This is a genomic window from Azorhizobium oxalatiphilum, assembly GCF_014635325.1.
In the GTDB taxonomy this organism is placed as follows: domain Bacteria; phylum Pseudomonadota; class Alphaproteobacteria; order Rhizobiales; family Xanthobacteraceae; genus Azorhizobium; species Azorhizobium oxalatiphilum.
In genome coordinates, this window is record NZ_BMCT01000001.1 from 1,359,337 (window position 1) to 1,372,121 (window position 12,785).

The 12,785-nt window shown below is 68.3% G+C and carries 10 protein-coding genes; 9 read left to right on the top strand and 1 reads right to left on the bottom strand.

Annotation, left to right across the window (positions count from 1 at the left end; translation table 11 throughout):
* Positions 1-31: 31 nt before the first annotated feature.
* Both IEW24_RS06110 and IEW24_RS06115 read left to right on the top strand, forming a co-directional pair.
* Positions 32-2,143, top strand: coding sequence for a hydantoinase/oxoprolinase family protein (locus IEW24_RS06110; RefSeq protein WP_188576362.1), 2,112 nt, complete (start codon positions 32-34; stop codon positions 2,141-2,143).
* Complete coding sequence (locus IEW24_RS06115; protein WP_188576364.1) at positions 2,140-3,852, top strand: hydantoinase B/oxoprolinase family protein; 1,713 nt, start codon at positions 2,140-2,142, stop codon at positions 3,850-3,852. The genes IEW24_RS06110 and IEW24_RS06115 overlap by 4 nt, the downstream gene beginning before the upstream one ends.
* On the opposite strand, the gene IEW24_RS06120 is transcribed toward IEW24_RS06115, so the two are convergent.
* Complete coding sequence (locus IEW24_RS06120; RefSeq protein ID WP_244644247.1) at positions 3,828-4,601, bottom strand: GntR family transcriptional regulator; 774 nt, start codon at positions 4,599-4,601, stop codon at positions 3,828-3,830. The genes IEW24_RS06115 and IEW24_RS06120 overlap by 25 nt on opposite strands.
* Before the next feature lie 116 nt (positions 4,602-4,717).
* Here IEW24_RS06120 and IEW24_RS06125 point away from each other — a divergent pair, with 116 nt between their 5' ends.
* The 7 genes from IEW24_RS06125 to IEW24_RS06155 are packed head-to-tail and all read left to right on the top strand — an operon-like array spanning position 4,718 to position 12,781.
* Positions 4,718-5,530, top strand: a complete 813-nt coding sequence (locus tag IEW24_RS06125) for an ABC transporter permease (protein ID WP_188576366.1) — start codon at positions 4,718-4,720, stop codon at positions 5,528-5,530.
* Positions 5,527-6,279: an ABC transporter permease gene (locus IEW24_RS06130; RefSeq protein ID WP_188576367.1), complete on the top strand. Its 753-nt coding sequence runs from the start codon at positions 5,527-5,529 to the stop codon at positions 6,277-6,279. The genes IEW24_RS06125 and IEW24_RS06130 overlap by 4 nt, the downstream gene beginning before the upstream one ends.
* Before the next feature lie 29 nt (positions 6,280-6,308).
* Complete coding sequence (locus IEW24_RS06135) at positions 6,309-7,379, top strand: ABC transporter substrate-binding protein (RefSeq protein ID WP_188576368.1); 1,071 nt, start codon at positions 6,309-6,311, stop codon at positions 7,377-7,379.
* Between the two features lie 4 nt (positions 7,380-7,383).
* On the top strand, positions 7,384-8,139 hold the full coding sequence (locus IEW24_RS06140) for an ABC transporter ATP-binding protein (RefSeq protein ID WP_188576369.1): 756 nt from the start codon (positions 7,384-7,386) through the stop codon (positions 8,137-8,139).
* Between the two features lie 7 nt (positions 8,140-8,146).
* Positions 8,147-9,562, top strand: a complete 1,416-nt coding sequence (locus IEW24_RS06145) for an MmgE/PrpD family protein (RefSeq protein WP_188576370.1) — start codon at positions 8,147-8,149, stop codon at positions 9,560-9,562.
* Positions 9,559-10,674 (top strand): DSD1 family PLP-dependent enzyme, encoded by a 1,116-nt coding sequence (locus IEW24_RS06150; protein WP_188576372.1) that lies wholly within the window; start codon positions 9,559-9,561, stop codon positions 10,672-10,674. Before IEW24_RS06145 ends, IEW24_RS06150 begins: the two co-directional genes overlap by 4 nt.
* 25 nt (positions 10,675-10,699) lie before the next feature.
* A complete protein-coding gene (locus IEW24_RS06155; RefSeq protein ID WP_188576374.1) occupies positions 10,700-12,781 on the top strand; it encodes a hydantoinase/oxoprolinase family protein in 2,082 nt (693 codons plus the stop codon).
* Positions 12,782-12,785: the final 4 nt, after the last annotated feature.

A 12,785-nucleotide genomic window follows, 5' to 3' on the forward strand; every position in this document is an offset into this window, starting at 1 on the left:
ATCCTGCCCATCGAGCGTGCAGGAGCAAAATATGGGCGGACAGCGGGACGGCGTGCTGATCGGCGTCGATGTGGGCGGCACCTTTACCGATCTGGTGCTGTCCGATGAGGCCGGCGCGCTGCACTTCGTCAAATCGCCCTCCACGCCTGCCGATCCCTCGCAGGGCGTGGTCAATGCGCTGGCGCTGATGGCGTCCGAGCGGGGCGAGAGCCTCGACGACCTGCTGAAGCAGGTGGGCGTGTTCATCCACGGCACCACGGTCGCCACCAACATCCTCGTGCAGCGCAATGGCGCGAAGCTCGGCCTCATCACCACGCGCGGTTTTCGCGACCTGATCGAGCTGCGTGACGGCTCACGCGCCGAGCGCTATCGCCTGCGCACCGCGCCGCCCGAGCCCATCGCCGAGCGTCCGCTGCGCCTTGAGGTGGCCGAGCGCGTCGGCCCCGCCGGCGAACTGCTGGAAGCGCTGGACATGGCGGGTGTGGAAGCCGCCATCGAGACCCTGCGGCAGGCGGGCGTGGATGGCGTGGTGGTGGCCTTCCTGCATTCCCATGTGCGCCCGGACCATGAGCTGGCCGTGCGCGCCGCCATTGAAAAGGCCGGCGCGACCACCGGCTGGCAGCCCTTCGTCTCGCTCAGCCATGAGGTGCTTTCGCGGGAAGGCGAATATGACCGCCTCTCCACCGCGCTGGTGAATGCCTATGTGGGACCAGGGCTGGAGGCCTATCTCAACCATCTGTTCGGGCAGCTGAATGCGCGCGGCATCACGGTGCCGGTGTTCGTCATGCAGTCCTCCGGCGGCGTGCTGCCCATCGCGGCGGCGGCCAAAAGGGCGGTCGGCGCCGTGACGTCCGGGCCGGCGGGCGGGGCCATGTCGGGCGCGCTGTTCGCCCGCTCACTGGGGCTGAAGAATGTCGTCACCTACGATACCGGCGGCACCAGCACCGATGTGTGCGTGATCGACAATGGCGTGCCGGTGGAGAGCGGCCGGGCGGAGATCGCCGGCCTGCGCATCACGGCTCCCGCCATCGACGTGAACCCCATCGGTATCGGCGGCGGCTCGCTGGCGCGGGTGGATGCGTCCGGCATTCTCGCCGTCGGCCCGCTCAGCGCCGGCGCCATGCCGGGGCCGGCCTGCTTCGGCCATGGCGGCGACCGCGCCACCCTCACCGACGCCAATCTGGTGCTTGGCCTCATCTCGCCGGACACGTTCCTCGGCGGGCGCATGACGCTCTCGGTGGATGCCGCGCGGGCGGTGATCGAGAAGGATGTGGCCAGGCCGCTGGGCGTCTCCATCGAGGAGGCGGCCTATGCGGTGCATGTGCTGGCCTCCTCCGGCATCACGGAGGGCATCCGCCTTGCCACCGTGCGGCGCGGGCAGGATCCGCGCGACTTCGCGCTGATGTCCTTCGGCGGCGCGGGCGGGCTGCACGCGAACGAGGTGGCGCGCGAACTCCAGATCCCCAAGGTGGTGATCCCGCGCATGGCCTCGGTGCTGTCCGCTCTGGGCTTCCTCGCGGCCGACATCAGGCAGGATCTCCAGCAGACGCTGGGCCGCCCCATCCGCAGCCTCACGGAACAGGAACTGGCCGTTCTGTTCGACGAGCTGGAAGCGAAGGGCCGCAAGCTGCTGGCCGAAACCGGCGTCGGTGCGAGCGAGATGCGCGTCCAGCGCAGCATCGAATGCCGCTATGGCCGGCAGGTGCACGGCATCCCGGTGATGCTGGGCGAGAGCCTCGATCCCGTCGAGCTGGAACACGCTTTCACCGAGGCCTATCGCGGCCTCTACCAGCACGCGCACGAAAATGAGCCGGGCATCATCGACACCTGCCGCGTCTCCGTCTTCGGCGCGCTGCCGAAAATCTCGCTGCCGCAGGGCAAGGCGGGCGGCGCCGATCCGAAGGTTGCCTTCCGGGGCACGCGCAAACTCTATCTCGGGCGCTTCATCGAAGCGGGCATCTACTGGTTCGACGATCTGACGCCGGGCATGCGCGTCGCGGGGCCGGCCATCGTGGAGAGCGCTTCCACCACCATTCTCGTGGAGCCCGGCAGCGCCGCCGTTCTGGATGCGGCGGGCAGCCTCGTCATCGAGACCGGCATCGCTGCTGAGGCGAGCAACATCATCGAACTGGGTGCGGCATGAGCGAGCGCAACACCATGGAGCGCAACACCGTGCGGGTGAGCCCGCTCACTCTGGCCGTCGTCCGTCACAAGCTGAAGGCTGTGACGGAGGAGATGGTCGAGACCATGACCCACACCTGCTTCTCGCCGATCCTCAACCAGAATCAGGACTTTTCGGCGGTGGTGCTGGATGCGGACTTCCTCACCGTCTCCCAGGCCGAGCGCGTGCCCATCCACATGGGGGCCATGCCGCTGGCCGTGCGCATGATGGCGGACGCCTTCGCCGATGACCTGGCCGAAGGCGACGTGCTCATGGCCAACGACCCCTATTGGGGCGGCAGCCATCTGCCCGACGTGACGCTGGCCATGCCCTTCTTCGAGGGGGGCACGGTCCGGCTCTGGATCGCGCTGCGTGCCCATCAGGGCGACATCGGCGGCATGTCGGCGGGCGGCTACAGCGCCGGTGCGAAGGAAATCTGGCAGGAAGGCCTGCGCATTCCGCCCACCAAACTGGTGGCGGCGGGCAAGCTGCGCGAGGATCTGCTGCGTCTCGTTTCGGAAAACAGCCGCAAGCCGGAAGACCTGCGCGGCGACCTGCTGGCCCAGCTGGCGGCGGTGCGCATCGGCGTCACCCGCCTCGGCGACCTCTACCAGCGCTATGGCGCGGCCGAGATCGGCGCCTGCGTGGCGGCGGTGCTGGACGGCGGCGAGGCGGTGACGCGCGCCATGCTCAAAGAGTGTCGCGAGGGCGTGCACACCGGCCTCAGCCATCTGGAATATGCGCACGCTCCCGGCGGCCTGCTGCCGGTGCCGGTCAGCATCGAGATCAGGGACGGCCATGCGGTGGTGGACCTCACCGGCGCGCCGGATCAGGTCAAGGCCTTCATCAACAGCCCCTATGCCAACACCCGCGCGGCGGTGATGGTGGCCTTCCTCTATTTCAGTGGTGATGAGGACGGGCTCAATGACGGTTCCGCCCGCGCCATCGAGATCCGCACCCGCTCGGGCAGCCTGATCGATCCGGTGCTGCCGGCCCCCGTGGGCGCCTGCACCTCGTCCACCGCCTGCGTCATCATCGAAGCCGTCCTGCAGGCGCTGGAGGCGGCGGACCCGCCCCGCGCCATCGGCGGTTTCGCCCGGCGCTTCCGCTTCGCGCTGTCGGGCGAGGATCGCGCCGGAAACCCCTTCATCTGGCACTATTTCTTCAACAAGGGCGGCACCGGCGGCAATCGCGATCACGATGGCTGGGCCAATATTGGTGGCCTGCATAATCCCGGTGGCACGCCCTCGCCGAGCATCGAGCGCACCGAGGTGGCCTATCCGCTGCTGGTGGAGGAATACGCGCTCGCAACCGATACCGGGGGGCCGGGTGCCCGGCGTGGCGGGCTCGGCGGGCGTCTTGTCCTGCGTTACGCAGGCGATGCGCCCGCCGTGCTCAACGCCTCGGGGGAGGGGGTCAGCGTGCCCCCCTTCGGCACCAGCGGCGGCACGGACGGGCCGGGCCATGACTATGCGCTGCGGGATGCGGATGGCACCGTGCGGCCCATCGGCGTGCACGATGCGGGGCTGGAGGTGAAGCCCGGCACGCGCATCGTCTGTGTGGCGGCAGGCGGCGGGGGCTATGGCGACCCGAAGGCACGCGATCCCGCCGAAGTCGCCCGCGACGTGGCTTTCGGCTACGTCAGCCGGCAGGCGGCGAAGGACACCTACGGCGTGGAGGTGCCTGCGTGAGCGCCGCGCGGAGCCTCCTCGTCGCCGGGCGACTGCTGCACGACATAGTCGATGCGGAAGTCGTCGCGGTAATAGGATTCTCCGCACACCAGCGGCCGGCGGTCGGCGCTGAACAGGATGTAGTCGCGCACCAGAAGCGCGGAGCCGCGCTTCACGTCCAGCTTCTCGGCCAGCTTCGCGCTGGCGAGGCTGGCGCGGATGCGCCCCTCCACCCGGTGCACCTTGAGGCCGAACGTCTCGTCGAGAATGGCGTGCAGCGACTTGGTGGCCAGCAGCTCGGGCGTGATGCGCCGCCCCAGCTCATCGGGGATGACGCGGCATTCAAGGCTCATGCGGCGGCCGGAGACGAGGCGCAGGCGATCGAGCCCATAGACCGTGCCGCCGACATCCAGATGCAGCGTTTCCGCTTCGGCGGGCGTGGCGGGGCGCGAAGCGAAGGCGAGCGTCTCGTAGCCCACCTGCGCGCCCTTCGCCATCACCTGCTCTTCGAAGGAGCGCACCCGCGACAGGTCGATGGGCGCGCTGATGGCGGCCGGTGCCACGAAGGTGCCGCTGCCGGAACGGCGCACGATGGCGCCCTCGAACACCAGTTGTTGAAGCGCGCGCGCCACGGTCGCCCGCGTGGTGGCGAACTGCGCCGCCAGCTCCGGCTCGGACGGCGCACGCGCGCCGGGACTGAGGCGTCCGGACGCGATCTCGTCGCGTATGAACTGCTGGATGCGCACATAGAGCGGCGTGAAATCCGGCACCGACAAACGTGCGATCCTCCCAAAAGCTGACTAGACAGCTAGTCGTCTATATGACTAATCTTATCCCAAGTACCGAGAGGGCGTAAGTCCCCCCACACTTCCAGGTTCGGCGGTTCATGACGATCAATTCCGATGTCGCGACACCAGCACGGCGAAAGGCGCTTCCCGCCACGGGCAAGCGCTCCTTCGGGTTCCTGTATGTCGCCTCCATCGCCGTGGGTCTCGCCATCTGGCAGGTGATCGCATCCGGCTATTCCACCTTCGTGCTCGCCCCGCCCACCGGCGTGCTGACCCGCCTGTGGCAGCTCACCCTCAGCGGCGAACTGCCCATCGCCTTGTTCGGCTCGCTCCAGCACATGGTGCTGGGCTATGTGATCGCCTGCCTGATCGCCATTCCGGTGGGCATGCTCATGGGCCGGGTGCGCTTCATCAACGATCTGCTCGATCCGGTGGTGAACCTCATCTATGCGGTGCCGAGCGTCGCCTGGGTGCCCTTCATCATGATCTGGGCCGGGCTCTATTTCGAGGCCCGCGTCTCTCTCGTGGTGATCATGTGCGTGTTCGACATGATCATCGTGGTGAGCACGGGCGCAGCGAATGCGGACCGCAAGCTGATGGCGGTGGGCCGCTCCTTCGGCGCCTCGGCCTGGCAGAGCACGCGGCTGATCCTGATCCCCGAAAGCCTGCCCTTCCTGTTCACGGCGCTGCGCATCGGCGTGGTGCGCGCGGTCAACGCCATGGTGACGGCCGAGCTGTTCCTCGCCGCCGTCAACCTCGGCTCCATCATGAAGCAGGCCGCGGTGCGGCTCGACAGCGCCGCCGTGCTCGGCATCATCGTGGTGCTGTGCCTGCTCGGCCTGCTGTTGCAGGAACTGCTGCTGCTCATCGAACGCCGTATCTGCGTGTGGCGCCCGGGGAAGACGTCATGAAGCGCCGCCTCACCAATCTGCTCGGCATCCTCATCGTGCTCGTGCTCTGGCAGATCGCCGGGCAGGGGCTGGGCGATACGCTGCTGGCGACCCCGGTGCAGGTCGCCAAGGCCATGGTCGGCACGTTGCAGGAGAAGGCCTTCTGGGCCGCGCTCTGGCGCATGATGTGGCAGATGCTGATCGGCTACGCGCTGGCCCTCTCCATCGGCGTGCCGCTTGGCATCGCCATGGGCCGCAACGCGGTGGTGAACGCCATCGTGAAGCCGTGGGCCACCATGTGCATCGTCATCTCGGCCGCCGCCATCGTGCCGCTGTTCATCATCCTGATGGGGCGCGGGCTGCTGTTCTCGGTGGCCATCGTGTTCGTGGTCACGGTCTGGTACGTGGTGGCCTCGGTGTCGGAGGCCTCGCGCTCCGTGGCGCCCCGGCTTCTCAACGTGGCCCGCTCGTTCGCTGCCAGCGACTTCCAGCGTTTCCGCCTCGTCATCCTGCCGGCGCTGCATCCCTATGTGATGATCGCCGCGCGCGTCGGCTTCGTGCATGCGCTGCGCGCCATGGTGACGGCCGAGATGTTCATTTCCGCCGGCTACGGTGGCCTGCTCAATGATGCCGGCCTCGATCTGTCCACGGCCGGCCTGTTCGCGCTCATCGTCATCCTGATGCTGGTGTCCATCACCGCGACGACGGTGATGCGCTTCGCCGCCGACCGTGCTGCGCCCTGGTACGCCAGCAAGACAAGCAACCACTGATCATGCCGTCAAAAAAAGGGGAACAGGACATGACCAACTTCGGGACGCTGAACCGGCGCAACTTCCTGCGCACCGGCGCCGCCGCCGGCCTCACCCTGGCGGGTGGCGGCCTGTCCATCCTGATGCCGGGTGCGGTCTCTCCGGCCGCCGCCGCCGGCCGCGTGCTGAAGATCAACACGCTGGCCTCCGCCGCCGCCGTGAACGTGCCCATGCAGGCGGCGCTGCTCTCCGAGCTGCCGAAGATCGCGGGCTTCGGCGAGCCCGAGGTGCGCCCCACCAAGAAGATTCCGCAGATCGCGCAGGAAGTGATCGCGGGCGCCGCCGACATGGGTGACGCCGACGTCGCCTCCACGCTCGCCGCCGCCGAAGCCGGCGCGGACGTGAAGATCATCGGCCTGTCCTATTCCAACACCTCGCAGGTGCTGGTGGTGAACGCCAGCAAGGTGGAGAGCCTGGAGCAGATCGCCGGCAGCGGCGGCACCATCGCCGTGAATTCTATCGGCGACTTCATGTATGTGATGATCATCGGCGTGCTGCTGAAGCGCAAGATCGACCCGAAGAAGATCAACTTCATCGAGATGGGCTCCTCCGGTGATCGCGCCCGCGCGCTCATCGCCGGCCGCGTGGACGCGGTGCCCATGCATGTGGAGCAGGCCGCCCAGCTGGCCGAGAAGGGCAACTACCAGATCATGCTCAAGCCCTGGCGCGAGTATGGCAACTGGTTCAGCGCCATCGTGATGACCACTGACACGTGGCTCAAGAAGGACGAGAACAAGGAAGCGGCGGTGGCCGTGCTGAAGGCCATCCTGACCTCGTTCCGCAAGACCAACACGGACTATGCCTGGTACAAGGAACAGGTGGGCAAGTACGCGTCCTCCAAGGACCTGAAGGAAGCCCCCGACAGCCTGCTGAAGCCGGTGTGGCAGACGCTGACCACCGACATCAAGGCGTTCCCGAACGACATGCAGACCATGACGGCGGACGAGTTCGCCAAGATGATCCCGGTCTACAAGGAAGCCGGTGCGCTGAAGGGTACGCTCGACCTCAACAAGATCATCGACCGCACCTATCTGGAGCGGGCCATCAAGGAACTGGCCTGATCACATGGCGCATCTTTCCGTCACGGGCGTTTCCAAGGCGTTTGCCGGAACCCCGGTCCTCGTCGAACAGTCGATGGAAGTCGCGGAGGGCGAGTTCGTCGCCCTTCTCGGCCCCTCCGGCTGCGGCAAGTCCACGCTGCTCCAGATCATCAACGGCCTTGTTCCCGCAGACACGGGCCGCATCGTGCTGGACGGCAAGGACATCACCGGCAAGACGGGGTCCGGGCGCGGCATGGTGTTCCAGGGGGCGGATCTCTTCCCCTGGCGCACCGCGCTGGAGAACGTCGCCTTCGGCCTCGAGGTGATGGGCGTCGGCAAGGCAGAGCGGCTGGAGCAGGCGCGGCACTATCTGCACATGGTGGGGTTGCGCGGCTTCGAGAACAGCTGGCCGCACCAGCTCTCCGGCGGCATGCAGCAGCGCGTGGGCATCGCCCGTGCCTTCTGCATCCGGCCCAGCCTGCTGCTGATGGACGAGCCCTTCGGCGCGCTCGACGTGCAGACCCGCGACATCCTGCAGGATGAGCTGGTGCGCATCTGGGAAGCCGAACGCAAGATGGTGCTGTTCGTGACCCACGGCATCGAGGAGGCGCTCTATCTGGCCGACCGCATCCTCGTCTTCTCCAAGCGTCCCGCGCACGTGCTGCGCGAGATCAAGGTGCCGTTCGAGCGGCCGCGCCGCGAGGACATGAAGCTCGATCCTTTGTTCCTCGAACTGCGGCGCGAGATTTCCGAACTCCTGCGGCACGACATCCACGCCTGAGGCTGCCATGAATTCTCCCCTTGCCCAGACCCCCAGCATCGGCCGCACCCTGGCGCAGGATATCGCGCGCCTGACCTATGCCGATCTGCCGGCGGACGTGGTGAAGATCACCAAGCTGTTCACCCTCGACACGCTGGGCGTGATCGGCGGGGCGGCGCGCGCGCCGGGCATGGCGGAGCTGACCACCGCGCTCTCCGCGTGGGAGGAGGACGGCAAGGCCACCCTGCTGCTCACCGGCCGCAAGGCGAACCCCGTCACCGCGGCGCTGGCCAATGGGGCTGCCGGCCACAGCCTCGATTTCGACGACCAGCACGATCCGGCCCGCGTCCATGTGTTCTGCGTGGTGCTGCCGGCGGTGCTCGCCGCCATGGAAGCGAAGGGCAAGCCGACGTCCGGCCGCGATTTCATCACCGCCGTGACCATCGGCGTGGAGCTGTTCTGCCGGCTGGGTCTGGCCTGCTACAACTCGCTCGGCAAGGGCTGGCACCCCACCACCGCCCTCGGGTCGATTTCGGCGGCAGCGGCGGTGGCGAAAATTTTTGGCCTCAATGCTGAGCAGACGCTCAATGCCATGGGCCTCGCCTTCGTCCAGCTTTCGGGCACCACGCAGTTCATCGCCGATGGCGCGCTGGCCAAGCGCGTGGGGCCGGGTTTCGCCGCCCGCTCCGGCGTTCTGGCCGCCCATCTGGCCGGCAACGGCATCACCGGCCCGTGGCGCTTCCTGGAAGGCGAGGCCGGCCTGTTCAAGCTCTATGAGCGCGGCGAGGTGAAGACCGAGATCGTCAGCGACGGCTGGGGCACCAAGTGGGAGGTGCGCGACCTCTCCATGAAGCCCTATCCCTGCTGCCGCTGCATGCACACCACCATCCAGCTCGCCCTCGACCTGAAGGGGCAGGGGGTGACGGCTGATGACATCGTGGAGGGCACCATCGAGCTCTCCGAGGTCAACCGCAAGATCGTCGGCGCGCCGTTCAACCAGGGCCATACCAATCCCGTGGTGCATGCCCAGTTCAACGCCGCCTACGGCTTTGCCGCCGCGCTCACCGACGGCAAGGTGGAGATCGGCACGTTTACGCCCGAGCGCATCCGCGCGGCGGACGTGTCCTTCGCCACCAAATTCACCACGGTGGCCGCCACCGACATGGACGAGACTGCGCTGGCCCCGGCCCGCGTCCGCGTGCGCCTGAAGGACGGCCGCGAGCTGACGGTGGAGCGCTGGGCCGTGAAGGGCGCGCCCGACGATGCCATGACCGAGGCCGAGGTGTTCGAGAAGTTCCGCTCCTGCCTCGCCTGGGGCTTTGGCGCGAAGGGCCCTGCCGTCGGCGCGCTGGAGCGCGATGTGATGGGCGTTGAGACCATGACCGACGCCCGCGACCTCGTGGCTGGCTTCCTTGCCTGCCGCAACACGGCGCCGGTGTCATGAACGCGCGCGCCGCGCCCCTTTCCGCGCCTGTCGGCGCCACCCTCGATGCGGTGGATACGCCGGCCCTGCTCGTCGATCTCGACGTGATGGCGCGCAACATGGCGCGCATTCGGGCGGCGTGTGCCGAGGGCGGGGTGGCGTGGCGTCCACACTGCAAGCCGCACAAGTCGCCGGACGTGGCGCGGCTGCTGGTGGAGGCGGGGGCCATCGGCATCACCTGCGCCAAGCTCTCGGAAGCCGAGATGCTGGTGGAGGCGGGGATTGCCGACATCCTCATCGCCAACCAGATCGTCGGCCCCATCAAGGTCGCCCGCCTCATGCGCCTGCGGGCGCGGGCGGATGTGGCGGTCGCTGTGGACGGGCCCGACAACGTGGCCGAACTCGCCGCTGCGGCCGAGGCTGCGGGCGTGCGGCTGCGGGTGCTGATCGAGGTGGACACCGGCACCTTCCGGGCCGGCGTTCTGCCGGGCGAACCGGTGCTGGCGCTGGCCCGCCTCATCGGCCGCCATCCGGCGTTGGATCTGGCCGGCGTGATGACCTGGGAAGGCCACACCACCCGCATAAACGATCCGGCCGAGAAGCGGGCCGCCATCGAAGCCGCCGTGGGCGGGCTGGTGGCGAGCGCCGAGCTGTGCCGGGCCAATGGCATCGACATCCGCATCGTGAGCTGCGGCGGCACGGGCACGTTCGAGACCTCGGCGCGCATCAAAGGCGTGACGGAAATCCAGGCCGGCGGCGGCATCTTCGGCGATGTGCGCTACCGCACCATCTACAACGTGCCGGTGGAATACGGGCTCACATTGCTGTCCACCGTCACCAGCCGGCCGACGCCGCAGCGCGTCGTCACCGATGCCGGCAAGAAGGCCATGAGCACGGATGCCGGCACGCCCGTGCCGCTTGATGTGCCGGAGGTGAAGACCGTGGGCTTCTCCGCCGAGCACGCCAAGATCGAGCTGTCAGAGCCGTCTGCCAGCCCGCGCGTGGGGGAGCGCGTCCGCTTCGTGGTCGGCTATGCCGACACCACGGTCCACCTTCACAGCGAGATCTACGCCGTGCGCGACGGGCGCGTGGCGCACGTCTGGCCCATCCCTGCCGCCGCGCGCCTGCGCTGAGCACAGAGTTAACCTCGGAATGACCATGGATCGCACGACCTATCGCCTCGGCGTCGACATCGGCGGAACCTTCACCGACGTCGTCCTGATGGCCGCCGATGGCACCATCTTCTCCAAGAAGGTGCTCTCCACGCCCAAGGACTACAGCCAAGGCATCGAGACCGGCGTGTCTGCGCTGCTGACCGAATTGCAGGTGGATGCCGGCCAGATCGGCGAGTTCGTGCACGCCACCACGGTGGCCACCAACACCATCATCGAGCGCAAGGGCGCGAGCGTGGGCCTCGTGACCACCAAGGGGTTCCGCGACGTGCTGGAGATCAGCCGTTTCCGCACCCCGCGCCTCTACGACATCCACCACAAGAAGCCCGATCCGCTGGTGGAGCGCCGCATGCGCTTCGAGGTCAATGAGCGCGTGGCCTCGGACGGCAGCATCGTGAAGGCGCTGGATGAAGCCGAGCTTGACGCCATCGCGGCCGCCTTCAAGGCCGACGGTATCCAGGCGGTGGCCGTCACCTTCGTGAATTCCTACGTCAATGCGGAGCATGAGCGCCGCGCCGCCGCCCGCCTGTCGCAGCTTCTGCCCGGCGTGCCGGTGACGGCCTCCGTGGATCTGCTGCCGCAGCTCGGCGAATATGAGCGCACCTCCACCACGGTGGTGAATTCCTATATCCGCCCCGTGGTCGAGCGCTATGTGGACAGCCTCAAGGCCCGTCTCGACCGGCTCGGCATCAAGGCCCCGCTGATGATCATGCAGTCGTCCGGCGGCATCTCGCCCGGCGACGTGGTGGCGCGCCAGCCCATCGACATCATCGAGAGCGGCCCGGCGGCCGGCGTGCTGGGCGGCCAGCGGCTCGGCGTGAAGATCGACGTCGGCCAGATGCTGGTGTTCGACATGGGCGGCACCACCGCCAAGGCCACCGTCATCGAGGACTTCGCCTTCTCGCTCTGCCCGGAGACGGAAGTGGGCGGCGGCGCGGCTCTTGGTACGCGCATGATCAAGGGCGCGGGCTATCCGGTGCAGGTGCCCACCATCGACATCGCCGAAGTGGGCGCGGGCGGCGGCTCCATCGCCGCCTCGGACGCGGCCGGTGGCCTGCTCGTCGGCCCGCGCAGCGCCGGTGCCGAGCCAGGCCCGGTGGCCTATGCCCGCGGCGGCACCCAGCCCACCGTGACCGATGCCAACCTCATCCTCGGCTATCTCAATCCCGGCGCGCTGGTCAGCGGCGAGCTGAGCCTTGATATCGAGGGCGCCCGCGCCGCCGTGAAGGCGCTGGGCGACCGGGTGGGCCTGTCGGAGACCGACACCGCCTATGGCATCCACGCCATTGCGGATGCCACCATGCTGCGCGCCCTGCGCGGCGTGTCGTCGGAGAAGGGGCGCGATCCCTCGCAATATGTGATGCTCGCCATCGGCGGCAACGGCCCGGTGCATGCCTGCACGCTGGCGGAAGCCGCCGGCATGAAGCGCATCGTGGTGCCGCCCGTCGCCGGCCTGTTCAGCGCGCTGGGCATGCTGTTCGCGGATGTGGAGCATCAGCTCGTCGCCGCCTTCTATCGCCGCTTCGACGAGGTGGACCGTGCGGCGCTGGATGCCGCCGCCGCCCCGCTGCTGGCGCGCGGCGTGGATGTGCTGTCGTCGGAAGGCTTCACGGAGGCCGCCCGCCGCAAGCTCACCCTTTATGCGGACCTGCGCTATGTGGGCCAGACCGCGCCGCTGACCCTGCCGGTGGGCGAGAGCCTCGATGAGCTGGCCGCCGCCTTCCATGCGGAGCACCAGAGCGTGTTCGGCTATGCCTCGCCGAAGGAAGCGATCCAGTTCGTCTCGCTCAAACTGGTGGCGCAGGGCGTGCCGGACCAGCCGCGCATGCCCGACAGCGCCCGCCGTGGCGCCGAGAAGAAGGCCAAGGCCCATGTGCGCCGCGCCTTCTTCGGCCCCGCCGGCTGGTGCGAGACGCCGGTGCTGCCGCGCTCGGACCTGTCGAGCACGCCCAAGGCCGGGCCGCTGATCGTGGAAGAATACGACACCACCGTGGTGGTGCTGCCGGGCTGGGAAGCCAGCATCGACGGCTGGAACAATGTGGTGCTCGCCCGCACCACCGCCGCGTGAGGAG

Bases quoted from the DNA above. Each gene is read 5' to 3' on its own strand.
- IEW24_RS06155 (WP_188576374.1), top strand. From the start codon at position 10,700: ATGGATCGCACGACCTATCGCCTCGGCGTCGACATCGGCGGAACCTTC.
- IEW24_RS06125 (WP_188576366.1), top strand. From the start codon at position 4,718: ATGACGATCAATTCCGATGTCGCGACACCAGCACGGCGAAAGGCGCTT.
- IEW24_RS06115 (WP_188576364.1), top strand. From the start codon at position 2,140: ATGAGCGAGCGCAACACCATGGAGCGCAACACCGTGCGGGTGAGCCCG.
- IEW24_RS06140 (WP_188576369.1), top strand. From the start codon at position 7,384: ATGGCGCATCTTTCCGTCACGGGCGTTTCCAAGGCGTTTGCCGGAACC.
- IEW24_RS06135 (WP_188576368.1), top strand. From the start codon at position 6,309: ATGACCAACTTCGGGACGCTGAACCGGCGCAACTTCCTGCGCACCGGC.
- IEW24_RS06150 (WP_188576372.1), top strand. From the start codon at position 9,559: ATGAACGCGCGCGCCGCGCCCCTTTCCGCGCCTGTCGGCGCCACCCTC.
- IEW24_RS06130 (WP_188576367.1), top strand. From the start codon at position 5,527: ATGAAGCGCCGCCTCACCAATCTGCTCGGCATCCTCATCGTGCTCGTG.
- IEW24_RS06110 (WP_188576362.1), top strand. From the start codon at position 32: ATGGGCGGACAGCGGGACGGCGTGCTGATCGGCGTCGATGTGGGCGGC.
- IEW24_RS06145 (WP_188576370.1), top strand. From the start codon at position 8,147: ATGAATTCTCCCCTTGCCCAGACCCCCAGCATCGGCCGCACCCTGGCG.